At 64.4% G+C, this 24,860-nt stretch carries 22 protein-coding genes; 6 read left to right on the top strand and 16 right to left on the bottom strand.

Going from position 1 to position 24,860, the window contains the following annotated elements:
* Positions 1-196: 196 nt before the first annotated feature.
* Positions 197-1,681, bottom strand: coding sequence for an aldehyde dehydrogenase family protein (locus J2R80_RS37850; protein WP_253640372.1), 1,485 nt, complete (start codon positions 1,679-1,681; stop codon positions 197-199).
* 118 nt (positions 1,682-1,799) lie between these two features.
* On the opposite strand from J2R80_RS37850, the gene J2R80_RS37855 reads away from it, so the two are divergent.
* Positions 1,800-2,885 (top strand): substrate-binding domain-containing protein, encoded by a 1,086-nt coding sequence (locus tag J2R80_RS37855; RefSeq protein ID WP_057017575.1) that lies wholly within the window; start codon positions 1,800-1,802, stop codon positions 2,883-2,885.
* A 93-nt stretch (positions 2,886-2,978) separates the two neighbouring features.
* Here J2R80_RS37855 and J2R80_RS37860 read toward each other — a convergent pair whose 3' ends face one another.
* From J2R80_RS37860 to J2R80_RS37885, 6 genes are all read right to left on the bottom strand, one after another.
* Positions 2,979-3,878 (bottom strand): SMP-30/gluconolactonase/LRE family protein, encoded by a 900-nt coding sequence (locus J2R80_RS37860; protein ID WP_253640373.1) that lies wholly within the window; start codon positions 3,876-3,878, stop codon positions 2,979-2,981.
* Positions 3,879-4,073: 195 nt separating this feature from the next.
* A complete protein-coding gene (locus J2R80_RS37865; RefSeq protein ID WP_076827212.1) occupies positions 4,074-4,499 on the bottom strand; it encodes a globin family protein in 426 nt (141 codons plus the stop codon).
* A gap of 115 nt (positions 4,500-4,614) precedes the next feature.
* Positions 4,615-5,409 carry an ABC transporter ATP-binding protein gene (locus J2R80_RS37870; RefSeq protein WP_057017512.1) on the bottom strand — a complete coding sequence of 265 codons (795 nt, stop codon included), beginning with the start codon at positions 5,407-5,409 and terminating at the stop codon, positions 4,615-4,617.
* 10 nt (positions 5,410-5,419) lie between these two features.
* Positions 5,420-6,322: a nitrate ABC transporter permease gene (gene ntrB / locus J2R80_RS37875; protein ID WP_253640374.1), complete on the bottom strand. Its 903-nt coding sequence runs from the start codon at positions 6,320-6,322 to the stop codon at positions 5,420-5,422.
* 61 nt (positions 6,323-6,383) lie between these two features.
* Positions 6,384-7,694: a CmpA/NrtA family ABC transporter substrate-binding protein gene (locus tag J2R80_RS37880; protein WP_141340334.1), complete on the bottom strand. Its 1,311-nt coding sequence runs from the start codon at positions 7,692-7,694 to the stop codon at positions 6,384-6,386.
* A gap of 344 nt (positions 7,695-8,038) precedes the next feature.
* Positions 8,039-8,953 carry an intradiol ring-cleavage dioxygenase gene (locus tag J2R80_RS37885; RefSeq protein ID WP_076827021.1) on the bottom strand — a complete coding sequence of 305 codons (915 nt, stop codon included), beginning with the start codon at positions 8,951-8,953 and terminating at the stop codon, positions 8,039-8,041.
* Positions 8,954-9,122: 169 nt separating this feature from the next.
* Between J2R80_RS37885 and J2R80_RS37890 the strand changes: the two genes are divergently transcribed.
* From J2R80_RS37890 to J2R80_RS37900, 3 genes are all read left to right on the top strand, one after another.
* The gene (locus J2R80_RS37890) at positions 9,123-10,397 is read left to right on the top strand and encodes a serine hydrolase (RefSeq protein ID WP_057017516.1); all 1,275 of its coding nucleotides are present in this window, start codon (positions 9,123-9,125) and stop codon (positions 10,395-10,397) included.
* A gap of 183 nt (positions 10,398-10,580) precedes the next feature.
* Positions 10,581-12,089, top strand: coding sequence for a sensor histidine kinase (locus J2R80_RS37895; RefSeq protein ID WP_200844599.1), 1,509 nt, complete (start codon positions 10,581-10,583; stop codon positions 12,087-12,089).
* Between the two features lie 87 nt (positions 12,090-12,176).
* Entirely contained in the window at positions 12,177-13,496 is a 1,320-nt protein-coding gene (locus tag J2R80_RS37900; protein WP_057017518.1) for a dicarboxylate/amino acid:cation symporter, read from the top strand.
* A 51-nt stretch (positions 13,497-13,547) separates the two neighbouring features.
* Here the strand turns inward: J2R80_RS37900 and J2R80_RS37905 are convergent, their stop codons facing one another.
* Positions 13,548-13,805 carry a hypothetical protein gene (locus J2R80_RS37905; RefSeq protein WP_083714987.1) on the bottom strand — a complete coding sequence of 86 codons (258 nt, stop codon included), beginning with the start codon at positions 13,803-13,805 and terminating at the stop codon, positions 13,548-13,550.
* Positions 13,806-14,426: 621 nt separating this feature from the next.
* On the opposite strand from J2R80_RS37905, the gene J2R80_RS37910 reads away from it, so the two are divergent.
* Both J2R80_RS37910 and J2R80_RS37915 read left to right on the top strand, forming a co-directional pair.
* Positions 14,427-14,822, top strand: a complete 396-nt coding sequence (locus tag J2R80_RS37910) for a helix-turn-helix domain-containing protein (RefSeq protein ID WP_016844123.1) — start codon at positions 14,427-14,429, stop codon at positions 14,820-14,822.
* 522 nt (positions 14,823-15,344) lie between these two features.
* Positions 15,345-15,677 carry a hypothetical protein gene (locus J2R80_RS37915; protein WP_225643312.1) on the top strand — a complete coding sequence of 111 codons (333 nt, stop codon included), beginning with the start codon at positions 15,345-15,347 and terminating at the stop codon, positions 15,675-15,677.
* 39 nt (positions 15,678-15,716) lie between these two features.
* Here the strand turns inward: J2R80_RS37915 and J2R80_RS37920 are convergent, their stop codons facing one another.
* The 8 genes from J2R80_RS37920 to J2R80_RS37955 all read right to left on the bottom strand — a co-directional run bounded on the left by J2R80_RS37920 (position 15,717) and on the right by J2R80_RS37955 (position 24,719).
* Complete coding sequence (locus J2R80_RS37920; RefSeq protein WP_253640375.1) at positions 15,717-16,799, bottom strand: isocitrate/isopropylmalate dehydrogenase family protein; 1,083 nt, start codon at positions 16,797-16,799, stop codon at positions 15,717-15,719.
* Positions 16,800-16,908: 109 nt separating this feature from the next.
* Positions 16,909-17,979: an alcohol dehydrogenase gene (locus J2R80_RS37925; RefSeq protein WP_057017522.1), complete on the bottom strand. Its 1,071-nt coding sequence runs from the start codon at positions 17,977-17,979 to the stop codon at positions 16,909-16,911.
* Positions 17,980-18,063: 84 nt separating this feature from the next.
* Positions 18,064-19,032: an ABC transporter ATP-binding protein gene (locus J2R80_RS37930; protein ID WP_057017523.1), complete on the bottom strand. Its 969-nt coding sequence runs from the start codon at positions 19,030-19,032 to the stop codon at positions 18,064-18,066.
* Positions 19,029-20,015: an ABC transporter ATP-binding protein gene (locus J2R80_RS37935; RefSeq protein WP_057017524.1), complete on the bottom strand. Its 987-nt coding sequence runs from the start codon at positions 20,013-20,015 to the stop codon at positions 19,029-19,031. The genes J2R80_RS37930 and J2R80_RS37935 overlap by 4 nt, the downstream gene beginning before the upstream one ends.
* Complete coding sequence (locus J2R80_RS37940) at positions 20,012-20,884, bottom strand: ABC transporter permease (RefSeq protein WP_253640376.1); 873 nt, start codon at positions 20,882-20,884, stop codon at positions 20,012-20,014. The genes J2R80_RS37935 and J2R80_RS37940 overlap by 4 nt, the downstream gene beginning before the upstream one ends.
* Positions 20,871-21,821, bottom strand: coding sequence for an ABC transporter permease (locus J2R80_RS37945; protein ID WP_253640377.1), 951 nt, complete (start codon positions 21,819-21,821; stop codon positions 20,871-20,873). Before J2R80_RS37945 ends, J2R80_RS37940 begins: the two co-directional genes overlap by 14 nt.
* A gap of 6 nt (positions 21,822-21,827) precedes the next feature.
* Entirely contained in the window at positions 21,828-23,369 is a 1,542-nt protein-coding gene (locus J2R80_RS37950) for an ABC transporter substrate-binding protein (RefSeq protein WP_253640378.1), read from the bottom strand.
* A gap of 117 nt (positions 23,370-23,486) precedes the next feature.
* On the bottom strand, positions 23,487-24,719 hold the full coding sequence (locus J2R80_RS37955) for a CaiB/BaiF CoA-transferase family protein (protein ID WP_168857905.1): 1,233 nt from the start codon (positions 24,717-24,719) through the stop codon (positions 23,487-23,489).
* Between the last annotated feature and the right edge of the window lie 141 nt (positions 24,720-24,860).

Below are 24,860 nucleotides of genomic sequence, written 5' to 3' on the forward strand. Positions count from 1 at the left end.
ATAAAGCATACGGACGACCATGTCTCCACATCGTCGTCCCGGCGAAGGCCGGGACCCATACTCCGCAGCAGTCGTTGTTGGCGGGACTCGTCATTTCCACCCGTGTGCCACAACAGATATTCGTGGTTATGGGTCCCGGCCTTCGCCGGGACGACAGCTGTATTGTGACGCGCGCCCTCGCGTCTCTCGACGCGCATCAAACGTTGAGGTTCATCCACACCGCCTTCGGTTCCGTAAAATTGTCCAGCGAGGCAGTGCCGTGCTCGCGGCCGAGGCCGGAGTCACGCTCGCCGCCCCACGGCAACCGCACATCGGTGTAGCCATAGGTATTGATCCACACCGTGCCGGCGCGGGCCCTTTTGGCGAAGCGCTGCACGCGGCCCATATCGGCACTCCAGACGCCGGCGGCGAGGCTGTACGCCGTGCCGTTGGCGATGCGCAGCGCATCGGCCTCGTCCTTGAACTTGATCACGCTGACGACGGGGCCAAAGATCTCCTCCTGCGAGATACGCATCTCGTGCGCGACGTTGGCGAACACCGCGGGACTGATGAAATAGCCGCGGTCACCGACCCGCGCGCCGCCGGTGGCCAGCAGCGCGCCCTCATGTTTGCCGATCTCGACATAATCGAGGATCGAGCGCATCTGCTTCTCGGAGATGACGGGCCCGAGCGCGGTGGCGCGATCGGCCGGATCGCCGATCCGCAACGCCTCGGCGCGGGCGACCAGACGCTCGACCACCTCGTCATAGGCATTCTCCTGCACCAGCACGCGCGAGCCGGCCGAGCAGACCTGCCCGGCGTTGAAGAAGATGCCGGCAGCCGCGGCCTTGGCAGCGGCTTCGAGATTGGCATCGTCGAAGATCACATTGGCGGACTTGCCGCCGAGCTCGAGCGAGACCCGTTTGAAGTTGCCGGCGGCGCCCTTCATGATGCCGCGGCCGACGCCGGGCGAGCCGGTGAACGTCACCTTGTCGACATCGGGATGATTGACCAGCGCGTCGCCGACGACGCGACCGGGCCCGGTCACGATGTTGAGCACGCCCTTCGGCAAACCGGCCTCGAGCGCGAGCTCGCCGATGCGCAGCGCCGACAACGAGGTCAGCTCGGCCGGCTTCATCACCACCGTGCAGCCGCAGGCGAGCGCCGGCGCGAGCTTCCACATGCCGATCATCAGCGGGAAATTCCACGGCACGATCGCGGCGACCACGCCGACCGGCTCGCGCACCGTATAGGTCAGCGCGTCGTCGCGCGCCGAGACCACATCGCCGCTGATCTTGTCGGCCCAGCCGGCGTAATAGGTCAGCGTGTCGATGGCGGCCGGAAAATCCTGGCGCAGCACACCCGCAATCGGCTTGCCGGCATCGAGGCTTTCGAGCGCGACAATCTCGTCGGCATGCTGCTTCAGCAGTTCAGCCCATCGGAGCAGAATGTGGCCACGTTCAGCCGCGCGCATGGTGCGCCACGGCCCCTCGAAGGCGCGGCGGGCAGCCGCCACGGCACGATCGACATCGGCCTCATTGCCTTCGGCAATCGTAGCGATCACCTGCTCGGTGGCGGGATTGAGCGACTTGAAGGTATTTCCGGACAACGAACGGACGCGGGCGCCGTCGATCAGCAGCAGTTCGTCCCTGATGGTCGGGGCGCGGCGGGCGTCACGCTCATAGTCATATGCAACGGACATCATATTTCCTCCTGGTGTTGTCACTCAACCTAGGAGGCTTCGATCAGCAGTAAATATGATATCTTGTGCCGATTGGCATGCCAAGGATATGAAGTCAACTTCATAAGTGGTGACCACGATGCTGCAGATCGAGATCGAGACCGTCTGGCGCTTTCGGAAAGAGGACAGCCCGCAGACCGCGGTCGTGATGCTCGGCATCCTCAACGAGATCCGGAAGACCGGAAAGATCACCAGCGCCGCCAGCGATGCGCAGCTGTCCTATCGCCATGTCTGGAACCTGATCGAGCAATGGACCGAGTTCTTCGGCGTGCCGCTGGTTGAAACCCACCGCGGCAAGGGCTCGAAGCTGACGCCATTCGGCGAGAAGCTGGTGTGGGCCGGCGAGCGCATGCAGGCGCGGCTCGGGCTGCAGCTCGAGAACCTCGCGCAGGAACTGGTCACCGAGATCAAGCCATTTCTCGAGCAGCGACCGTCGGTGATCCGGGTCCATGCCAGCCACGGCTTTGCGGTATCCAAGCTGCGCGAATTCCTTGATCGCGCGGGCGGCGTCGGCGTCGATCTGCGCTATGTCAGCAACCAGAACTCGCTGGTCTCGCTGGCGCAGGGCGCCTGCGATCTCTCCGGCGTGCACCTGCCGCGCGGCGAATTGCGCGCGCAGGGCATCAAGGCCTGCCGCGAATGGCTCGATCCGCGCGAGGACCGCGTCATCAATTTCGTGACCCGCGAGATGGGCCTGATGGTCAAGCGCGGCAACCCGCTGAAGATCACGACGCTGAAGGACCTCGTCGAGCGCAAGGCCCGTTTCGTCAACCGCGACCACGATTCCGGCACGCGGCTGCTATTCGATCAATTGCTGAGGCTGCATAAGATCCCGGAAGGGCGGATCAACGGCGCCCAGCATATGGAATTCACCCATGCGGCGGTCGCCGCCTATGTCGCGAGCGGCATGGCGGATGCGAGTTTTGGTGTCGAGGCCGCGGCGCGGCAGTTCGGGCTCGATTTCATCCGCCTGCTCACGGAAGATTATTTCTTCGTGTGCAAGCGCGCCTTCCTCGAGACCGAGCCGATGCAGCGCGTGCTCGACATCATGAAGAGCAGCGAGTTCCACAAGGCGGTGGGGGCCCTTCCCGGTTATGTCGCCTCCAACACCGGCGCCGTCAGCGGGGTGAAGGAGTTTCTCGAGAAGCTGCATTCCGACCGCTGATCAGCCAGACCCGGCAACGGCCGACCTGATGGCCATCGATCCTTCGGGACTCGCGCCAAGTGCGATAACGATGGTCGACAGTCAGGAAGATAGCTAGCCGAGCCCGCTGATGTCGGCGACCAGCACCGAGCCAGTCACCGATTCCGTGATGTAGAGGCGGTCGCGGTCGGCGCCGCCGATGGCGACATTGGTGCAGCTCGGCCCGGCGCAGGACTTGATCCGCGCGATGCACTCGCCGTTCGGCGCAAACACGAAGACATGGCCGAGCGAGGCGTGCGCGACGAACAGCCGACCGGCGACGTCCATCGTCATGCCGTCGGGTCCGCTCGGGCCGAATAGCGAGCAGAAGCGGCCGACCTTGGAGACGCTGCCGTCCTTCATGAACGGCGCGCGCCAGACCGCATTGTCGCGCGTCATCGCGACGAACAGCACCGCCTCGTGCGGATCGAGCACCAGGCCGTTCGGGCTGATGCCGGTGTCGATCAGGCAGTCGAGCGCTCCGTTCACCCGCAGCCGATAGACGCGGCCGGTCGGATCGTGCAGCCCGGTCTGGCCCTGATCGGTGAAATAGATGTCGCCGTTCGAGGCGATGTGCAGGTCGTTGCAGCCGCGGAACGATTCCGAGTTGCGCGAGCGCAGCAGCGGCGTGACCTCGCCGGACCTGGCGTCGAGCTCCATCAAGCCGTGCCGATAATCGGCGATCAGGATGCGGCCCATCGCATCGATCTTCAGCCCGTTCGGCCAGCCGTCATACTCGGCAACCTGCGACCACGACTTGTCCGGCGCGATCCTGAAGATGCGGCCAAACGGAATGTCGACGATGTAGAGATTGCCGTCGGCATCGAACGACGGTCCCTCGATGAAGCAGTCGGTCACCGCGCCCGGGCGGTTGGCGTCGGCCCATTCGCTCGCCACCCTGCGGCGGAATTCCGCCGGCACGACGGAGAAGATTTCAGTCGCGATCAGTTTCGGCGGCGTTTCCAGGAACATCATTGTTGGTTCACCCGTTGGCGGAACGGGGCTAACCATAGAGAAGATTGCTGGCGCCGTCGAATACCCCAAAGCCCACCACGTCATTGCGAGCGAAGCGAAGCAATCCATACCTCCATGCGTGGCAAGATGGATTGCTTCGTCACTTCGTTCCTCGCAATGACGGTTGGACAGCCGTCCTGTGCTTACGACGTTTTCCTATTCGGCCGGCTGCGCCGGGCCATAGGCTTCCGAGATCATGTAGCCGGACAGCGTGCCGTACGCCGCGGTCCACGCGGCGGCGACGTCAGGCGTCCAGGCTTCGCCGAGCCCCTTCTCCAGCGTCCACAACAACGCGCCGCCGACCACCGGATAATGCTCGGGCTTGGCGCCGTAGCTGACATGCCGCTTGGCCAGCGCACTCGCGGCCGGCAGGATCGTGTCGAGATTGCTCAGCCCATTCACGACGACGGCAAGCGTCGTCATCAATTTCTTGCGCTGCTCCTTCATGTCGACCGGAAACATCGCCTTCACGGCGGGCGCGACTTCGAACAAGCGATCGTAGAAAATGACCGCGGCCTGCTCCGAGATCGGCGCGACCTTGCCAAAGCTGTCCTGAACCAGCTTGATTTGAGCCGGATTCATCTCAATTCTCCTCGGTCATGAAATGAGTGCTGCAACGATTTTTCAAAACGCGAGCATTGGTAACCGAAGCCGGCGCTTCGGTTCAAAGCGGAAACGCTTGCCGTCGACGTGATCATCACGCCGCCTCGACGAAGCTGTGGCGCTCATAGAGGAATTCGAGCACGCGCTGCCGGCACTTCAAGTAGCCCTGGTTGGTCGCGAGCTCGAGCCGCTTGCGCGGCCGCGCCAACGGCACCTCGAGCACCTCGCCGATCCGCGCGCTCGGACCGTTGGTCATCATCACGATGCGGTCCGACAGCAGCACCGCCTCGTCGACGTCGTGGGTGATCATCAGGATGGTGTTGCCGAGCTTCTGGTGCAGCGCCATCACCGAATCCTGCAGATGCGCGCGGGTCAGCGCGTCGAGCGCGCCGAACGGCTCGTCCAGCAGCAGCACCTTCGGCTCCATCGCGAGCGCACGCGCGATGCCGACGCGCTGCTTCATGCCGCCCGAGATCTCGCTCGGCCGCTTATCCTTGGCATGCGCCATTTGCACCAGGCTGAGATTGTGCATAACCCAGGCGTCGCGCTCGGCCTTGCTCTTGGTCCTTGCAAACACCTTGTCGACGCCGAGCTTGACGTTCTCGTAGACGGTGAGCCACGGCAGCAGGCTGTGGTTCTGGAACACCACGGCCCGATCCGGCCCCGGCGAATTGACCTCGCGGTTCTCCAGCAGCACGCCGCCATTGGTGGCGCCGGTGAGGCCGGCGACGATGTTGAGCAGGGTCGACTTGCCGCAGCCGGAGTGACCGATGATCGAGACGTATTCGCCCTTCTCGATCGTCAGGTTGATGTCCTTCAGCACCTCCGTGGTGGCGTTGCCGCGGGTGAAGGTCTTGTCGATGTGATCGAGCTTCAGATAGGCCTGCATGACTTCCTCCTCAGTTCGCCGCCGTGCCGCGGGTCACCACTTTGCCGAGGCCCGCAATGAGCCGGTCGAGCACGAAGCCGATGATGCCGACATAGAACAGCGCCAGGATGATTTCGCTGATATGCGAGGAATTCCACGCATCCCAGATGAAGAAGCCGATGCCGACGCCGCCGATCAGCATTTCCGCGGCGACGATCGCGAGCCAGGACAGGCCGATGCCGATGCGCAGGCCGGTGAACATGTAGGGCGCGGCCGCCGGGATCATGATCTTGGTGAAGAACTCCAGCGGATTGAGCTGCACGACCGCCGCGACGTTGCGGTAGTCCTGCGGGATGTTGCGGATGCCGACCGCGGTGTTGATGATGATCGGCCACACCGAGGTGATGAAGATCACGAAGATCGCCGAGGGCTGGCCATCGCGGAATGCGGCCAGCGACAGCGGCAGCCAAGCGAGCGGCGGGATGGTACGCAGCACCTGGAACAGCGGATCGAGCCCGCGCATCGCCCAGACCGACTGTCCGACCAGCGTGCCGAGCGCGATGCCCGCAATCGCCGCCAGCGAATAGCCGTAGGCGACGCGCTGCAGGCTGGCGGAGAGATGCCAGAACAGGCCCTTGTCGATGCCGCCATTGTCGAAGAACGGATCGAGGATCAGCTCCTTGGTATCTTTGAACACTTTCGACGGCGGCGGCAGGCTGGAGCCGGCGCGCCGGCAGATCAGCTCCCACACCACCAGCAGCAGCGCGACCACGATCAGCGGCGGGACCACGCGCGCCGCGGTCTCCTTCGCCATCCTGGCGTAGATCTCGGCGCGCGGCGCGCGCTTCGGCGTCATGGTCACGACCGGCGCGGCGGCAGCGGCCGTCGGGATCGCGACCGCCGACACTTCGGTCTTCATGGCAGGCATCGACATTGAACGAAAATCTCCATGGTCAAAAAAAGGAGAGCCGCACTGCTCGCGCGGCTCGCTCAAATCAGACGTCAACACGCTTGATGGACAACGACTTCAGATAGGCCGCGGGATCGGCGGGATCGAACACCTTGCCGTCGAAGAAGGTCTCCTTGCCGCGCGAGGTCGAGGCCGGAATGTCGGACACGCCAAGCTCCTTGGCGGCCTCTTTCCAGAGATCCTCGCGGTTCACCTTGGCGATCAGCGCCTTGGTGTCGAAGCCTGCCTCGTACTTGCCCCAACGGATGTCTTCCGTGAGGAACCAGAGGTCGTGGCTCTGATAGGGATAGGAGGCGTTGTCGCTCCAGAACCGCATCTGCTGCGGCGAATTCTCGATCACGCGGCCGGTGCCGTAGTCGAACTTGCCCTTCATGCGGTCGGTGATGTCCTCGACCGGGCAGTTGATCCACTGCCGCTTGGCGCAGATCGCCGCGGTCTCCGCGCGGTTCTCCGCCTTCTCGCACCACTGCTGGGCTTCCATGACAGCCATCAGCAGCGCCTTCGCGGCCTTCGGGTTCTTGTCGACCCAGGCGGCGCGCAGGCCGAACGATTTCTCCGGATGCTTGTCCCAGAGCTCGCCGGTCGTGATCGCGGTATAGCCGATCTCCTGATGTATCAGTTGCAGATTCCACGGCTCGCAGACGCAGAAGCAGTCCATCGTGCCGACCTTCATGTTGGCCACCATCTGCGGCGGCGGCACCACGATGGTCTCGATGTCCTTGTCGGGATCGATGCCGCCAGCGGCGAGCCAGTAGCGGATCCACAGATCATGCGTGCCGCCCGGGAAAGTCATCGCGGCCTTCACCGCCTTGCCGGAGGCCTTCTTCTTCTCCAGCGCCGCCTTGAACGGCGCGGTGTCGATGCCGACCTTGAGATCGGCATATTCCTTGGCGACCGAGATGCACTGGCCGTTCAAATTGAGCCGCGCCATGATGTACATCGGCGTCGGCTGATTGTTCTGCGTTACCTTGCCGGCCGAGATCAGATACGGCATCGGGGTCAGGATATGCGCGCCGTCGATACCGTTGCCCTCGGAGCCGAGCACGAGGTTGTCGCGCGTGGTGCCCCACGAGGCCTGCTTCTGCACCTCGACATCGGGCATGCCGTATTTGGCGAAGATGCCCTTCTCCTTGGCGACGAACAGCGGCGAGGCATCGGTCAGCGCAATGAAGCCGAGCTTGGCGCCCTTCACCTCGGGACCGGCGCCCTGCGCGAACGCGCCTGCGGGAAAGTTGAGCTTGGCCGCGGCGAGCAGCGCGGCGGCGCCGCTGGTTGCCTTCAGGAGCTGACGGCGGCTGAGGCCGCGGCTTGGCGGCTTGTCGGTGGGCTTGGTCATCGGTCGTCCTTTGCGTCGTTGCGTTGCGGTGTTGCGTCAGTGCGTCGAGCGCCGTCCTCCGGATGGCGACGCGCGCAGGGCGCAAAAGGGGCGTGCACCGGGAAGGCCCCAGTCTGGCGGCGTCAGAAATCCGATGGGGTAGCCTCGAGGGACGGCTTCAATGGCGTCGGCTAATGATGATTCAAGCCTTGTGCCAATCTACCGCAGTGCAAAAATCGATTTTGATGCAAAGCCTTGCGCAACATGTCGCAGCCCGCGCGAATTTTCCGCGCGCTGCCAAAACTTGCGATTCGCCCAATCCTTGTGCGGCGCACAAGAATTGGGCAGAAGCGTTCGGAAACCGATCAGGCGTCTTCGGTGACCTTGGCGCCGAGCGGCGCGGGCGCCATTCCGCCGCCGGGCTTCACATGGAATTCGTAGGTCATCAGGCTCCACGGCCCATCCGAACGCTGGCCATCGGGCATGACAGGATCGGTGCGGCGCTCGACCTTGGCGATCAATTCATCCTTCACGCCGAACACGACGTCGGAATCGATGTACTTGTCGCCCTCGACGAAGACATGCGTGATCAGCGGCTCGTAGCCCTTGGCGTTGACCAGGAAGTGCACATGCGCCGGCCGCATCGGGTGACGGTTGGTCTGCGTGATCATCTGCCCCACCGGGCCGTCGGTCGGGATCGGATAGCTGCACGGCACGATAGTGCGGAAGAAGAAGCGGCCGTCGGCATCGGTGATGAAGCGCGCCCGCGACGACGGACCTTCGGTGGCATAGCTCGGCTTCTGCGAATCATAGAATCCGTCATCGTCCGCGTGCCAGATATCGACCGGCACATTGGCCAGCGGCTTGCCGCCGAGGTCGGTGACGCGGCTCTGCACGAACATGCGCTCGCCCGGCAGGCTTGCCGAGATGTCGGTGCCGTGCGGCGTCACCTTGTGCTCGCCGACATAGAACGGGCCGAGCACGGTGGTCTCGGTCGCGCCATCGCGATCGCGATGGTTGACCGCATCGACGAGCATCGACACGCCGAGCACGTCGGACAACAGGATGAACTCCTGGCGAATGTCGGTGCACTTCTGCCCGGTGCGGGTCAGGAAGCCGATCGCCTGGTCCCATTCCTCGAAGGTGAGATCGGTCCTGCGCACATAATCGTGCAGCGACTTCACCAATTCCTGCAGCAGGAACTTGGCCCGTGGATCGGGTGTCTGGTCGAAGCTGCGGATGACGGCGGCGGTGAGCTCGGTTTCGTTGAACTGGGTCATCTCGGCGTTTCCCTTGACGGATACCTTGGCAGATACTTTGGGCCCCTTCGGGGGCGCGATTGCAGGGGCGACGGTACACCACCAGCTCAATGCCGGTAAGCGGCAGCGGATTGGTGCAGCAGACACTTTTCGGCTATCAAGGCTGCCTTGCAAGCCGGAGAAACGCCTGATGCTAGCCCCCACGCCTGCCTCGCCCGAATCCGCGGGAATGTCGACCACTGCCCTCAACCGCCTCGAAGCGCATCTGAAGAGCCGCTACATCGATGCCGGCCGTTTTCCCGGCACGCAGGTCCTGATCTATCGCCGCGGCAAGATCGTGCATTCCACGGTCCAGGGCTTTGCCGATCTCGAGCGCAAGGCGCCGGTCAAGGACGACACCATCTTCCGCATCTATTCGATGACCAAGCCGATCACATCAGTCGCCTTCATGATGCTGGTCGAGGAAGGCAAGGTCGCGCTCGACGAGCCGGTCGCGAAATATATTCCGGAATGGAAGAACCTCGGCGTATTCGTCGCCGGCACCGCGCCCGCCTTCCTGACCCGCCCACCGACGCGGCCGATGCAGATCGTCGACCTCTTGCGCCACACCTCGGGCCTCACTTACGGCTTCCAGCAGCGCTCGAATGTCGACGCGGCCTATCGCGAGAAGAAGATCGGCGAGGTCATCAAGGCCGGCACGCTCGACGGCATGATCGAGGACCTGGCGAAGATCCCGCTGGAGTTCTCGCCGGGCGAAGCCTGGAACTACTCGGTCTCGACCGACGTGCTCGGTTATCTCGTCGGCAAGATCTCCGGCCAGCCGTTCGAGCAATTCCTGAAGGAGCGCATCTTCAAGCCGCTCGGCATGAACGACACGGATTTCTTCGTGCCGGCCGACAAGGCGCATCGGTTTGCCGCCTGCTATTCCGCCGATCCGCAGGGCGGCTTCAACCCGCTCGCCGCCGAGCGCAAGGGCACACTGACGCTGCAGGACGATCCGACCACCAGCTCGTTCCTGGCGCCGCCTTCGCTGATCTCGGGCGGCGGCGGACTGTGCTCGACCGCGGCCGACTACCTGACCTTCTGCCGGACGCTGCTCAATGGCGGCGAGCTCGGCGGCGTCAGGCTGCTCGGCCCGAAGACGCTGAAGCTGATGACCTCGAACCATCTGCCCGGCGGCGTCGACCTGCCGGCGATGTCGCGCTCGATGTTCGCCGAAGCCGCCTATAACGGCATCGGCTTCGGCCTCGGCTTCGCCGTCACCATGCACCCGTCGCAGACGCTGATCGCCGGCAGTCCAGGCGAATTCAACTGGGGCGGCGCCGCGACGACGTCGTTCTTCATCGACCCGGCCGAGGAGCTGATCACGATCTTCATGACCCAGGTGCTGCCGTCGAGCGCCTATCCGCTGCGGCGCGAGCTGCGCACCATGGTCTACGCCGCGATCACCGAGAGCAATCTCTGACACGACGTCATTGCGCGGCGCACACTCCTCGTTCGAGCATGATCCTTTCGGAAAACCGCTTCACACTTTTCCGGATCTTGCTTTGGGCGCCGCGGAACCTTTCTGATATAAAACTATTTCCTTTGGCGAATTTTTCCCGCCTCCCCTAAGCTCGCAGCGAATGGGCACCGACCCGGGGACTTCGTGCCGAAACTGACATTGCCAGTCCGTCTCGCGCTTCTGGTCGCGGGAACGATGTTGCCGCTGATCATCTTCGCGGTCGGGATCGTCTTCCACAATTATCAGCGGGATCGTCAGGCGGCCACGCAGCGCGTGCTGGAGACGGCGCGCAGCATCCGTCTGCTGCTCGATGCGGAAATGCAGCGCATGACCGGCGGGCTGCAGGTGCTGGCCCTGACCAACTCGCTGCGCAACAGCGACTTCGACAACTTCCGCCGCGTCGCGGTCGGTTTCATCGACCAGTACGGCAAGGAAGGCGTGGTGCTGGTGGCAGACCGCGCCGGACGCCAGGTGTTCTCCTCGCTGACGCCGGACACCGCGAGCCTGCCGCCGCGCAACAATCTCGAGATCCTCGAGAAGGTGTTCGCGACGCGGCAGCCGCAATACTCCAACCTGTTCTTCGGCGCGGTGAAGCAGCGGCTGATCATCACCGTCGAGGTACCGGTGATGCGCGACGGTGAGGTGCTCTACGACATCTCCTTCAGCCCGCCGATCGAGGTGTTCCAGGCCATCATCGAGAAGCAGCGCCTCAACCAGGACTGGACCATCTCGATCTTCGACAGCGACGGCGTCAACCTCGCGCGGGTGCCAAATCCGCAGGCGACCATCGGCCAGCGCGCCTCGCCATCGCTGTTTGCCGAGATGTTCCGCCGCGGCGAGGCGACGCTGCCGACCGTGTCGCTGGAGGGCGTGGCGCTGATCACCGGTTTCACCAGGTCGCGCGTCACCGGCTGGACCGTCGCCGCGGGGATCGCCGAGAACTCGCTGGTGGCGCCGCTGTGGCGCTCGCTGGCGATCACCAGCGTGATCGGCGGCATCCTGCTGCTGGTCGGGCTCGGCTTTGCGGTGCGGATGGCAACCACGATCGCGCGCGGCGAGATGCTGCACGACCTGCTGATCGAAGAGCTCAACCACCGCGTCAAGAACACGCTGGCGATCCTGCAATCGATCGCCACGCAGACCTTCCGCAGCGCAAGCCGCACCGAGCGCGACAAGTTCGAGGGGCGGCTCGGCGCGCTGGCGGAGGCGCACAATCTGCTCTCCACCGACAAATGGCAGGGCTCCGACTTCCAGGACGTCGTCAGCCGCGTGCTGCGGCCCTACCTCTTGAACACGTCCGAGCGGGTCAGGATGTTCGGCCCCCGCGTGCCGCTGTCGCCCCGGCTTGCCTTGGTGCTGTCAATGATCCTCCATGAGATGGCGACCAACGCCGCCAAATATGGCGCACTGTCCAACGACACCGGCACGGTGACGCTGGACTGGGAAATCCTCAACGAGAGCCCCGGACCGAAGCTGCGCATGATCTGGACCGAAACCGGCGGCCCACAGGTCACCGCGCCGGTCCAGCGTGGCTTCGGCTCCCGGCTGATCGAGCGCAGCGCCCGCGACCAGCTAGGTGGCGAGGCCACCGTGGATTTCCTGCCCCACGGCGTCGTCTACACCGTGACCAGCACTCTCGAAATCGACGGCTGACCCGACAGGAGTGGCCGATCCTGCGACATCTTGGCACGCAAGTTGCTATGATTGGCGGGTTCGGCCGGCCAGAAACAGGGGGAAGTCATGTCGACCATCGCAGCGGAAGCGACAGTTGCGCGCAAGCCGCTTTACACATCACTGTTCGTGCAGGTGCTCGTCGCGCTGCTGCTCGGCATCGTCATCGGCATGGCCGCGCCCGATTTCGCGATCGGGTTGAAGATCTTCAGCGATGCCTTCCTGAAGCTGATCTCGATGATCGTGGCGCCGATCGTGTTCTGCGTCGTCGTGCACGGCATTGCGGGTGCCGGCGACCTCAAGAAGGTCGGCCGGGTCGGCGTCAAGGCGCTGGTCTATTTCGAGGCGATGACGACGGTTGCGCTCGTGGTCGGCCTGCTGCTCGCCTATCTGTTCGGCCCCGGCCACGGCATGAACATCGACACCTCGACGCTGGATGCCAAGGCGCTCGGCAACTATGCCAACAACGCGCAGAAGCTGAAGGGCGAAGGCATCGGCAGCTTCCTGCTCAACATCATTCCGACCACCTCGTTCGACGCGCTGTCGCGCAACGACGTGCTGCAGGTTTTGTTCTTCGCCATCATCTTCGGCGTCAGCCTGGCGCTGGTCGGCGGCGAGAAGGGCGAGAAAATCTCCTCCTTCATCGACGCGGTCTCGACCGTGCTGTTCCGCGCCATGGGCCTGATCGTGCGCTTCGCGCCGATCGGCGTGCTCGGCGCCGTCGCCTATACGGTCGGCAAATACGGCGTCGGCTCGCTGAAGCAGCTGCTCTCGCTGGTCGCGCTGTTCTACGTGTCGGTCGCGATCTTCGTGCTCGGCGTGCTCGGCGCCGTGATGGCACTCGCCGGCATCAACATCCTCAAATTCCTCGGCTACCTGCGCGAGGAGCTGATGATCGTGGTCGCCACGGCATCGTCCGACGCGGTGCTGCCGCAGGTGATGCGCAAGCTGGAGCGTTTCGGCGTCAAGGATTCGGTGGTCGGCCTCGTGATCCCGACCGGCTATTCCTTCAACCTCGATGCCTTCTCGATCTACCTGACGCTCGCGGTCGTGTTCATCGCGCAGGCGACCAACACGCCGCTGTCGTTCGGCGACCTGATGCTGGTGCTCGGCGTGTCGCTGATCACCTCGAAAGGTGCGCACGGCGTGCCCGGCTCGGCGATCGTCATCCTGGCGGCGACGCTCAACGCCGTGCCGAGCATCCCGGCGATTGGCCTCGTGCTGGTGCTCTCGGTCGACTGGTTCATCGGCATGGCGCGCGCAGTCGGCAATTTGATCGGCAACTGCGTCGCCACCGTCGTGGTCGCGGCATGGGAAGGCGACCTCGACCGCGACAAGGCCCGTCGCGTGCTCGAAGGCGCCGAGGCGGTTGACGTGACCGCGGGCTGAGCCGCGCGTCCCAAGCCGAGCGGCGTCCCGCGCGTGGCGCGGGGCGCTGACTTACTTGATCAGCCTCAAATACGGCGGCAGTTGCCGGGCCGTCGATTGTTCCAGCACGGGCTCATCCGAAGCGATCATGTCACAGAGGGCCTTCAGCTCGGAATCCGTCACCTTGTGGAGCTCCATCCGAAGCTCGAGGATGGCGAGAGACAACAGCCGTGCCGTCTCCGTGTTCGCCCGGTCGGTCAGGAACGCCTGACATTCCTCCAGCGTTGCAAGCAGCGCCAGCAACCGTTCTTCCGTGTTTGCGACCGCCATATCTTCAACTCCCGAAGCCGCGAGGTAGAGTCGAGGCGTTCCCCTCTTTCGCTTCATTGGCCCCTCCCGCCAGAGTTCGCCGGCTTGTCGTAGGCACACATTTGTTCCAGATGATTGAGAACTTTTGGGCAATTGTCCAGCAACATTCCGAAAGCCTGACTTGGACTTACGTCAAACTCTTGCAAATCGGATGATTCAGTCAAGCACTCGCCGGCCACCTCTCGACCTCAGGCTGCACTAGCTGGGGTTGCATCCGTGCAACGACGCTCGTACAATATAGCGGCCCGTAGAACTACGGGCGCTGTGCATTGACGCCTATTATGCATGTGCGCAAAATCTGTGTCGATCAAACTCGCGCTAGTTGTGGTTTGGTCAATATTTTGCCAAATGTAGAGGGCGGGGTGTCGACAGACACCTTGGCGCGGTCGACTTCAGGTAGTCGACCGAGTCGGTACTAGGGTGTTTCCTTGCGCGTTTGCGTTTGGATACCATCCCGCGATCTTCCTGGATTTCGTGGTTCAGACGAACTGGCGATCCACTCGAGCTTAACGCGGTACATCATGAACGTGTCCCTGACCCAGCCGGGCCAGGGATTCTCGATTTGAAGGACGGGTCACAAGAATGAACAGATCAGCAGCAAAGAAGATGAAGCAGCGCAGTGCCGGCAAGCCGGACATTGAGTTGGGCAAGCGGATTCGCCTGCGCCGTGTCGAGCAAAAGATCTCGCAGGCCGAACTCGGCGACAAGCTTGGCGTCAGCTTCCAGCAGGTTCAAAAGTACGAGAAGGGCGTCAACCGTGTCGGCGCTGCCCGCCTTCAACAGATCGCGACCGCGCTGGATGTGCCGGTCACCTTCTTCTACGACGGCGACAATAAGGCCCGCGAAGTCGAGAGCCTGCTGTTCCTCGACAGCGCGTTCAGCCTCCGGTTGCTGCGCGCCTACAGCAAGATCAAGGATCAGACGGTGCAACGTCAGCTGGTGTCGCTGATGGAATCGATCGCCGCCAACGAAGACTGAGCGCGGATCGGGTCGCGTCGCCGCGAACGCGATCCCACCACACCGCAACGGCCGGTCACCGGCCGCTGCGGCTGCACACGCCGGTCGGGCCAGGAAGACGTCGAAGCGCTGCCATCGCCGATGGTAGCGCTTTTTCTTGAGGCGCGGCTGTCTTTCAAGATTTTGTGATCCAGGCGGATAGCTTCAGTACCCGCCGGATGCGCGGTCATGAAGCGGCGACGAGCATCGCGTCATGATCCCGCCGCTCCACGTGAGCATGATCTTCGCGCAGGTAGCCGCGCATGCGCGCCGCTCTTTTCAGCTCGCGCTTCGACTGCCGATCTCGCGCAGCGCATGCGCGCGCAATGCGTCGCTATTCTGTCGCGCGGCCAATTGTCGCCCGCACATCAGGCGACCTCATAACTCCCGCATTTCCTCAGTTGAACCGGCGCCGCCAGAACCAAGTGCACGAGCTTGTCTTTTTTGTCGCAGCAACGAAGTGGCCCGCATGGACGTTCTCAGGCTTCAACCAAGGAGATCTCGATGAATATCAAGCTTGCCGTTATTGGACTCGCCGCGCTTGGAAGCGCAGCGTTGATGTCCGGCGCGGCATCCGCGATGCCCAACGGGCTTCCGCAAGCCGGTCACATCGCGGGCGAAACGTCCAATGTCGACAAGGTGCGCCAGGTCTGCGATCGCTGGGGCCGCTGCTATTGGCGACCGGGCGCATACGGCTACTACGGACCGCGCCATCACGGATGGCATCATCGTCCGCAATTCCACCATCGCCCGCATCATTACGGGCACCGCCCTCATCACGGCGGACATCATGGTGGCCATCACGGCGGCGGACATCACGGCGGACACCATCGCTAATCATCAGCGAGGGGGCTTCGGCCCCCTCACCCTTCCGCGCTAGAGCGCTGCCAGCACCGCCTTCGCGACATCGGTCGTGCCGTTGCTGCCACCGAACTCAAACGGCTTGATGCCGTCGGCGTAGACCTTGTCGACCGCGCGCTCGATCCGCTCGCCGGCCTCGGCGGCGCTTTCGAGTCCATGCTTGTCGGCGAGCCAGTCCAGCATCATCGCGGCCGACAGGATCATCGCGGTCGGATTGGCCATGCCCTGCCCCATGATGTCGGGCGCCGTGCCATGACACGGCTGAAACACCGCGTAGCGGTCGCCGATGTCGGCTGACGGCGCCATGCCCATGCCGCCGATCAGACCGGCGGTGAGATCGGACAGGATGTCGCCGAACATGTTCTCGGTCACCATGACGTCGAAGTCCCACGGACGCTTCACCAGCGCAGCCGCGGCCGCATCGATGTAGAGGTGGTCAGCCCTGACGTCGGGATGACGCCTCGCAGTCTCGTCGAAGATGTTCCGGAAGAATGCGAACGCCTTGAACACGTTCGCCTTGTCGACGCAGGTCAGCCCGCCATTGACCTTGCCGCGCGCCTTGCGGCGTTCGGCGAGCCGGAACGAGAACTCGAACAGCCGCTCGGAGGTGTGGCGCGTGATCACCATCGTCTCGCGCGCCTCGCTGTCGGTGACGACGCCCTTGCCCATCGAGGCGAACAGGCCCTCGGTCGATTCCCTGATCACGACGAGGTCGATACCCCGCTGGTCGGCGCCGACGATCGTGCTCGATACGCCGGGGATCAACCGCGCGGGCCGCACGCCGGCGTAGAGATCGAAGATCATGCGCAACTCGATCTGCGGCGCGATCTCGGTGTTGTCGGGGTAGCGCACCGACGGCAGGCCGCAGGCTCCGAGCAGGATCGCGTCGGCCTCCTCGCACAGCCGGATCGTGCTCTCCGGCATCGACTTGCCGGTTTCCTTGTAATGGCCCGCGCCGGCCGGCGCCTCGGTGAAGCGAAATTTGAGACCGGCCGACGCCTCGATCTTGCGCAGCACGTCGAGCGCCGGCGCCATCACCTCGGGGCCGATGCCATCGCCACCGAGGACGGCGATGTGGAGTGCGTTGTTGGCCGACATGAGGACTCCCGAAAGATGATCGTCATTCCGGGGCGATGCGGAGCATCGAACCCGGAATCTCGAGATTCCGGGTTCACGCTTCGCGTGCCCCGGAATGACGGAAGGGAGACTACGGCGTCAGCACCGCGCGGCCGACCAGCTGGCCCTTCTGCAGGTTGGTCAGCGCCTCGTTCGCCTTTGCCAGCGGCATCGGCGTGACCGGGATCGCCGGAATCTTCTTGGTCCGCACGAGGTCGAGCAGCTCCTGGGTCTCGCGCAGATTGCCGACATAGCTGCCCTGGATGGTGACCGCCTTGATCGGGATCAGCGGCAGCGCCCAGGGCGCGCCGCCGCCGAACAGGCCGACGATCACGAGCTTGCCGCCCTTGGTCAGGCAGTCGAAGCCGAGCTGCGAGGTCTGGGCGTTGCCGACCAGATCGATCGCGGCACGGATCGGCTGGCCGGCCTTCTTGACAAGCTGTTCCAGCGCGTCGGGCGCCTTGCCGTCGACGGTCGCGAGCGCGCCGGCGGCTTCGGCCGCCTCACGCTTCCTGGCGTCGATATCGACCACGATCGCACCCTTGCCGCCCATCGCCTTCAACAGTGAGAGCGCCATCAGCCCGAGACCGCCGGCGCCGAAGATCACGATCGGTGTGTCGAGATCCTTCTCGACCTTCTTCAGCGCGCTGTAGGTCGTGACACCGGAGCAGGCATAGGGCGCGGCCGTGACGGGATCGAGCCCCTTGAGGTTGAGCAGATACTTCGGATGCGGCACCGTCATGTGGTCGGCGTAGCCGCCGTCGCAATAGACACCGAGCGCATTCGGCTTGATCGCGCACATGTTCTCGTCGCCGCCGAGGCAGGTCGGGCATTTGCCGCAGCCGAGCCAGGGATAGGCCAGAGCGATATCGCCGACCTTGAGGCCGCCCTTGTCGGCGTCCCTGACGTCGGGCCCGAAGGCCACGATCTCGCCGACCGTCTCATGGCCCATCGTGCGCGGCAGCGAGACGCCGCGATCCTTCAGGGACAGCGGCTTGCGGCCGTGGCCGAGATCATAGCCGCCCTCCCAGATATGCAGGTCGCTGTGGCAGACGCCGGCGGCCTTGACCTTGATCAGCACCTGCGTGCCCGACGGCTGTGGCGTCGGCTGATCGACCTCCTTCAAGGGGGCGTTGAAATCGACGACCTGGAAACTCTTCATCGCTGTTCTCCCGTAGCTTGTTCTTGCGGCGGACCTTGCCACGCCTGCCCGTCCGGGACAAACGCGGTGTCGGCCTCCGGATATTTAGATCAGGGGATGATGGCAAGCCGCGAACTGGCCGGGCGCAACCACGCGCAGTTCCGGCACTTCGCTGGCGCAGCGCGCGTCGGCCCGCGGGCAACGGGTGCGGAAGCGGCAGCCGGAGGGCGGCGCGATCGGCGACGGCGGCTCGCCGACCGGCACGCTCTGGGTCGGGCGGACATCCGGATCCGGCACCGGGATCGCCTCGATCAGCAGCGCGGTATAGGGATGCGCCGGCCGTGCAAACAACTGCTCCGACGGGCCGACCTCGCAGAGCCGGCCGAGATACATCACCGCGACGCGATCTGAGACTGCCTTCACCACGGCGAGGTCGTGGGCGATGAACAGCAGGGTCAGGCCGTAGCGCGCCTTCATCTCCTCCAGCAGATTGAGGATCTGGGCGCGGATCGAGACATCGAGCGCGGACACCGGCTCGTCGCAGATCACGAATTCCGGATTGAGCACCAGCGAGCGGGCGATGCAGATGCGCTGGCATTGTCCGCCGGAGAATTCATGCGGCAGGCGTCCGCTCACCAGCGCCGGATCGAGGCCGACCGCCGACAGCACGTCACTGACGCGCCGCCGGCGTTCCTCGGGATCCTTGACGCCCGCGATCACCAGCGGCTCGGCGACGATGTCGCCGATCCGCCGCCGCGGATTGAGCGAGGCAATCGGGTCCTGGAAGATCAGCTGCACGCGCCGGCGCATCTTGCGCAGTGGCTCGCCCTTCAGTGTGGTGAGATCGTGCCCATCGAACAGCACCTTGCCGGAGACGGCCTGGCGCAATTGCAGCACCGCGCGGCCAAGGGTGGACTTGCCGCAGCCGGATTCGCCGACCAGCCCCAGCGTCTCGCCGCGCGCGATCTCGAGACTGACATCGGAGACGGCATGGATGGTCTTGCCTCCCACCGAATATTCGACGACGAGGTTTTCCACCTTCATCAGCGGATCGGGTGCTGCCTGCAGCATCATGCGCGGACCCCCGCGGTGATCGGATGGAAGCAGGCGTAGAGATGCTCCGGCGTTTCGGCCCGGCTGAGCTGCGGCTTCTCCGCGCCGCAGCGCTCCGCGGAATAGCGGCAGCGCGGCGAGAACGAGCAGCCCTTGAGCGGCCGGGTCGGATCGGGCGGCCGCCCCGAAATCGCCGGCAGCGGCGTATGCGGCGCGACGTCGAGCTTCGGCAGCGCGGCGAGCAGCGCCTCGGTGTAGGGCATCCGCATCTGCTTGAACAAGGCAGGCGTCGGCGCGCGTTCGACGACGCGTCCGGCATACATCACCGCGACCTCGTCGGTGCGGCCGGCGACCACGCCGAGGTCATGCGTGATGATGATCATCGCCATGTGACGGCGCTGCTGCTCGCGCGCCAGGAGATCGAGGATCTGCGCCTGGATCGTGACGTCGAGCGCGGTGGTCGGCTCGTCCGCGATCAGGAGCTGTGGCTCGCAGGACAGTGCCACCGCAATCGCGACGCGCTGGCGCATGCCACCGGAGAGCTGGTGCGGATATTGCGCGAGGCGCTGCTCGGGCGCGGGAATGCCGACCGCCGCCAACAGTTCGATGCTGCGCTGCCGGGCCTCGGCGAGATCGAGCTCGAGATGTTCCACAATGGTCTCGATCAGCTGGGTGCCGATGGTCAGCACCGGATTGAGCGAGGTCATCGGGTCCTGGAACACGACCGCGAGCGAGCGGCCGCGCAGCTTGCGCAATTTCTCGGCCGGCAGTTTCGTCAGATCCTGCCCGTCGAACATCACGCGGCCGGACAGTTTCGCCTTCTTGGGCAGCAGCTGCAGGATCGCGCGCGACAGCATGGTCTTGCCGCACCCGGACTCGCCGACGATGCCGAGCGTCCTGCCGGCGCCGACGGCGAGATCGACATGATCCACCGCCCGCAGATTGCCGCGCGGCGTCGGCAGGTCGACCACCGCATTCTCGACCGAAAGTAGCGTCCGGCTCATAGCGCCCCCTGCCTGGGATCGGTCAGCGCACGCATCGTATCGCCGATCAGGTTGAACGAGAGCACGGTCAGGAACATCGCGATCGCCGGAATGAAGGCGAGCCGCGGCGCCACCTCGAGGCTCTCACGCCCCTCCCCGATCATGCTGCCCCAGCTCGAGATCGGCGGCGGCACGCCGAGGCCGAGGAACGACAGCGAGCCCTCGACCACGATGGTGACGGCGACGCCGAGCAGGAAGAAGGCGAGCAGCGGCAGCATCACATTGGGCAGCAGCTCGCGCAGCAGGATGCGCGCATGCGTGGCGCCGAGTGCCTGCGCCGCGATGACGAATTCGCGCCGCGCCAGCGACAAGGTCGCCGCCCGCGCCACCCGCATGAAGGCTGGAATGCCGAGCACGCCGAGGATGCAGGTCAGATTGAAGATCGACTGGCCGAGATAGGCGGTGACCGCAAGCGCCAGGATCAGCGGCGGGAACGCCAGCAGCACGTCCATGCTGCCGACCACGAAGGATTCGAAACGGCCGCGGAAATAGCCCGCGAGCATGCCGAGCGCGCCGCCGATGGTGACACCGATCATCGGTGCGCAGAGGCCGACGATCAGCGAGATGCGCGCGCCATAGATCAACCGCGACAACTCGTCACGGCCGAGACCGTCGGTGCCGAGCCAATGCTCGGCGGAGATCGGCGCCCGCCGCTCCAGCATGTCCATGTCGGTCGGGCTCGGCAGCGGCAGCAGGTCGGCAAAGATCGCGACCGCGAACACCAGCGTCATCCAGCCGATCGCGATCCAGAACAGCATGCCGAGCCCGCGGCGGCGCCGGGCGGGCGTCGCATCGGCCTCTTCCTCGAGGCTGAGCTCAAGCGTGGCCATGGCGGATCCTCGGATCGAGAAGGGCGTAGAGCATGTCGACGATGAAATTCATGATCACGAAGCCCGCGGCAACCAGCAGCACCACGCCCTGCAGGATGATCAGATCGCGGGTATAGATCGCGCCGACCAGGAGGCGGCCGATCCCCGGCAAGGCGAAGATCGACTCGACGATGACGGCGCCACCGATCAGGCGGCCGATATTGATGCCGGTGATGGTGACGAGCGTCAGCGACGACGGCTTCAGTGCGTGCACGAACAGGATGCGCGACGGCTTGAGGCCCTTCGCCTTGGCGAGCGCGATGTAGTCCTCCTGCAGCGCCGCGATCATGTCGGAGCGCAGCACGCGCATGATGCCCGGCCATTCCGCAAGCCCGAGCGTCAACGCCGGCAGCACCATGAAGCGCAGATTGGCGACCGGGTTCTCGGTGAACGGCACGTAGCCAGTCGCCGGCAGCAGGCGCAGCTCGACCGCAAACAGATAGATCAGCAGGATCGCGGACAGGAAGGTCGGCACCGACAGCATGCCGAAGGCCGAGCCGGTCATGAAGCGGTCGAACGCGCTGCCCGCCTTGGCCGCGCAGGCGATCGCCAGCGGCACGCCGATCGCGAGCCCGATCAGCTCGGCCAGGATCATCAGCTCGAACGAGACCGGGACGCGGTCGCTGACAGCCTGCAGCACCGTCTGCCCGGTGCGGAAGGATCGTCCGAAATCACCCTGCAGGATGTGCCACAGCCAGCCGAGGTAGCGCAGCCAGATCGGCTGATCGAGCCCCATATCGTGACGCAGGGCCGCGACGTTCTCCGGCGTCGCCTGGTCGCCGAGGATCACATAGGCCAGATCGCCGGGCAACAGCGAGGCGATCACGAAAGTCAGGACCGAGACCGCGATCAGCACCGGTACCAGGTACAGGAGCCTGCGCGCGACGAAGAACAGCATGAAAGGCTATTCCTTCCAGGCGTCGGAGACGTCGAGCACCCCGTTGAACATCTTCGGCACGCCCTTCACCTTCGCGCTCGAGATTGCGTAGTAGGTGTTCTGGAAAGTCCAGAACCAGATTGCTTCCTTGTTGATCAAGCGGCTGATCGCGCAATAGTCCTCGGTGCGCTGGGCGACGTCGGCCGTGGTCCGCGCATGCTCCAGCAACCGGTCCAGCTCTGGATTGGAGTAGTTCGCGAGCGCCACCGGGCTGCCGGTGTGGAAATTGGCGTACATCTGCGGATCGGGATCGGCGAGATCGACGATGCGCCACGGCGTGAGCTGGAACTGGCGCATGAAGGCGCGCGGCGGAATGGTTGCCTGATCGACCTGCTCGATCTCCATGTTGGCGCCGATGCGCTTCCAGAATTGCTGCAGCACCTGGCCGCCGGTGCGGCCGCGCGGCGTCGCCGTGACCAGCATCTTGAATTCGACCGGCTTGCCGTAATCCTTGATCAACGCCTTGGCCTTTTCGACATCGTAGGGCAGCGCGCCGTCATCCTTGCACTTCACCCAGGACCCGTCGCCGTAGGGATTGCTGGCCGGTCGCGCCAGACCATTGGTAATCGCCTGCGACATCTTCGTGCGGTCGAGCGCCATCACCAGCGCCTGACGCACGCGCACGTCGTCGAACGGCGGGACCTTGGTGTTGAAGGCAGCGACTGCAGCCCCCGAGCCTTCATAGGTATGCACGGTCAGGCTCGTGTCCTTGCGCGCCCTGATGATGTTGTCGGCATCGGCTTCGTCGTCCCAGATGATGTCGGCCTCGCCCGATTGCAGCGAGGCAAAGCGCGACTGTGCATCCGGCAAGGGCTTCAGGACGATGCGGTCGAGATACGGCTTGCCCTTGTTCCAGTAGTCCGGGTTCTTCTCGAGCACCATGCGGTCGCCGGCGGTCCAGGACTTCAGGATGTAGGGACCGGTGCCGACCGGGTTGCGGTTGTAGTCGTCGCCCTTGGTCTTCCATGCGGTCGGCGACTGCATGACGTTGTTGGAGCTTTGAATGGTCTGCGTCGCCGGGAAGTTCACGGCCGGGTCGCTGAAATTATAGACCACCGTCAGGTCGTCGACCGGGTTCACGCTGATGATGTTCGTGATGTAGAAGGCGCAACGGCATTTGTTGGCGGGATCCTTCTGGCGGTCGAAATTCTCCTTCACCGCCTGCGCGTTGAATGGCATGCCGTCATGGAATTTGACACCTGGCCGCAGCTTGATGGTCCAGGTCTTGAAGTCTTCCGAATGCTCCCATGACAGCGCGAGCTTCGGCTTCACCTCGCCCTTGTCGTCGAGTGTGGTCAGCGTGTCGAAGATTGCGGCCGCCGCGGTATTGGCTGAGGTGTCGTAGACGCCGACCTTGAGCGGGTCGAAGCCGGGAATGTCGAGTTCCTGGCCAACGTTGAGCGTGCCGCCCAGCTTCTGCGCATTGGCCGATGCAGCGAATGCCGCGGCACTGAATCCCGCCACAAGAAATATGCGCGCAACGGCGTGCGCGCGCCCGACCAGCTTCATCAATGCTCCCTCCCAGGTGGGCGACGTCCGGTGTTCCGGATCGTCGTCTGTTGGGCGGCAGATTGTCCGGAATCGCCGCGCGCGACAAGACCGTAATGCGGATGAAAAGCCGCAGGCTTAATGACGCGCCGTCTTTGCCGGTTGCGCGGCGAAGCCTGCGATCTGATCCTCGGAGAGCCCGATCTCCTTCAGATAGGACAGCGTGTGCTCGCCCAGCGTCGACATCCGCTTGCGCGCACCGACCGCAGCGCCAGACATGCGGAACGGCAGATTGAGCACCTTGAAGCTGCCGCCGCCGTCCGCAACCTCGGCCAGCGCGCCGCGATGGGCGATTTGCGGATCGGCGAGTGCCTCGCGCACGGTGCGATAGGCCGATGACGGCACGCCATACTCGTTGAGCGCGGCAAGGCAGGCCTGCGTGCTGACCGAGCGCGACCACGCCTCCACGCCCTCCATCAGGCCCGCCCAGTTCTCCCGCCGATCGGCATATTTGGCGAAGCGCGGATCGGAAACCCAATCGGGACGACCGATCACCTGCATCAGGTTCTGGAACGTCTTCTCGCTGGCGATCGCCACCATCACGTAGCCGTCGGTGGTCTCGATCGGGCCGAACATCGGGCGCTGGGTTTGCTTCACCTCGAATTGCGACCATTGCAACTCGTTCAGGGTCAGGCTCAGCATCGATTCCAGCATCGAGACGTCGATGTGCTGGCCCTTGCCGCTGGCGGCGCGCTGGTAGAGCGCCGCCGAGATCGCACCGAAGGCGTAGACGCCGGTCAGCACATCGGCGTGGTAGATGCCGCAATAGTCCGGCCGGCTGCGGCCCGGTTGGTAGGCGAGATGCGCCATCTCGTAGCCCGAGGCGGCATGGATCACCGGCGCATAGGCCGGCAATTCCGCCGACGGGCCGGTCTGGCCGTAGCCGGAGATCGAGCAAAAGATCAGCTTCGGATTGATGTCGCGGATAGAGGCATAGTCGAGCTTCAGCCGCCGCATCACGCCGGGACGGAAATTCTCCACCAGCACGTCGGCGGTGGCGATCAGCCGGCGCACGGCTTCGACGCCGGCCGGCGACTTCAGGTCGAGCACCAGGCTGTTCTTGCCTATATTGAGCTGGCCGAACGCCGTCGAGCAATTGTTGCGCACCGGCGGCCGCGTCCGCATCGTCTCGCCCTCGGCGGGCTCGATCTTGATCACCTCCGCGCCCATGTCGGCGAGCATCCGCGTGCAATGAGGTCCGGCGATCGTGGTCGAAAAATCGAGCACGCGAAGGCCGTCGAAGCTCCGTGTCAAATTCCCCTCATCGTCAGCGGCTATGGTCGTCGGCAAGGCTTCCTCCACCTTCGTCATTGGTTGTTCGGCGTCGCGTGACCCTAAAGTGAGCCGCCCTGGCAGGAAAGCGTCTCGTCCAGACCGGGAGCGCGGGCCGTCTTGCATTTTACTCAAAGGCAGATTGGACCCGATCTTGCATAGCCATGTCACGGGCTGGAA

Origin of the sequence: Bradyrhizobium sp. USDA 4541 (assembly GCF_024171085.1) — a bacterium.
GTDB lineage: Bacteria > Pseudomonadota > Alphaproteobacteria > Rhizobiales > Xanthobacteraceae > Bradyrhizobium > Bradyrhizobium australafricanum.

Excerpts from the sequence above, each read along its gene's own strand:
- J2R80_RS37855 (WP_057017575.1), top strand. The coding sequence starts at position 1,800 with ATGCTGCAGATCGAGATCGAGACCGTCTGGCGCTTTCGGAAAGAGGAC.
- J2R80_RS37880 (WP_141340334.1), bottom strand. The coding sequence starts at position 7,694 with ATGACCAAGCCCACCGACAAGCCGCCAAGCCGCGGCCTCAGCCGCCGT.
- J2R80_RS37945 (WP_253640377.1), bottom strand. The coding sequence starts at position 21,821 with ATGCTGTTCTTCGTCGCGCGCAGGCTCCTGTACCTGGTACCGGTGCTG.
- J2R80_RS37950 (WP_253640378.1), bottom strand. The coding sequence starts at position 23,369 with ATGAAGCTGGTCGGGCGCGCGCACGCCGTTGCGCGCATATTTCTTGTG.
- J2R80_RS37955 (WP_168857905.1), bottom strand. The coding sequence starts at position 24,719 with ATGACGAAGGTGGAGGAAGCCTTGCCGACGACCATAGCCGCTGACGAT.
- J2R80_RS37890 (WP_057017516.1), top strand. The coding sequence starts at position 9,123 with ATGCTAGCCCCCACGCCTGCCTCGCCCGAATCCGCGGGAATGTCGACC.
- J2R80_RS37860 (WP_253640373.1), bottom strand. The coding sequence starts at position 3,878 with ATGATGTTCCTGGAAACGCCGCCGAAACTGATCGCGACTGAAATCTTC.
- J2R80_RS37920 (WP_253640375.1), bottom strand. The coding sequence starts at position 16,799 with ATGTCGGCCAACAACGCACTCCACATCGCCGTCCTCGGTGGCGATGGC.
- J2R80_RS37885 (WP_076827021.1), bottom strand. The coding sequence starts at position 8,953 with ATGACCCAGTTCAACGAAACCGAGCTCACCGCCGCCGTCATCCGCAGC.
- J2R80_RS37940 (WP_253640376.1), bottom strand. The coding sequence starts at position 20,884 with ATGGCCACGCTTGAGCTCAGCCTCGAGGAAGAGGCCGATGCGACGCCC.
- J2R80_RS37870 (WP_057017512.1), bottom strand. The coding sequence starts at position 5,409 with ATGCAGGCCTATCTGAAGCTCGATCACATCGACAAGACCTTCACCCGC.
- J2R80_RS37850 (WP_253640372.1), bottom strand. The coding sequence starts at position 1,681 with ATGTCCGTTGCATATGACTATGAGCGTGACGCCCGCCGCGCCCCGACC.
- J2R80_RS37900 (WP_057017518.1), top strand. The coding sequence starts at position 12,177 with ATGTCGACCATCGCAGCGGAAGCGACAGTTGCGCGCAAGCCGCTTTAC.
- J2R80_RS37865 (WP_076827212.1), bottom strand. The coding sequence starts at position 4,499 with ATGAATCCGGCTCAAATCAAGCTGGTTCAGGACAGCTTTGGCAAGGTC.
- J2R80_RS37925 (WP_057017522.1), bottom strand. The coding sequence starts at position 17,979 with ATGAAGAGTTTCCAGGTCGTCGATTTCAACGCCCCCTTGAAGGAGGTC.
- J2R80_RS37935 (WP_057017524.1), bottom strand. The coding sequence starts at position 20,015 with ATGAGCCGGACGCTACTTTCGGTCGAGAATGCGGTGGTCGACCTGCCG.
- J2R80_RS37915 (WP_225643312.1), top strand. The coding sequence starts at position 15,345 with ATGAATATCAAGCTTGCCGTTATTGGACTCGCCGCGCTTGGAAGCGCA.
- J2R80_RS37930 (WP_057017523.1), bottom strand. The coding sequence starts at position 19,032 with ATGATGCTGCAGGCAGCACCCGATCCGCTGATGAAGGTGGAAAACCTC.
- ntrB (WP_253640374.1), bottom strand. The coding sequence starts at position 6,322 with ATGTCGATGCCTGCCATGAAGACCGAAGTGTCGGCGGTCGCGATCCCG.
- J2R80_RS37905 (WP_083714987.1), bottom strand. The coding sequence starts at position 13,805 with ATGGCGGTCGCAAACACGGAAGAACGGTTGCTGGCGCTGCTTGCAACG.
- J2R80_RS37910 (WP_016844123.1), top strand. The coding sequence starts at position 14,427 with ATGAACAGATCAGCAGCAAAGAAGATGAAGCAGCGCAGTGCCGGCAAG.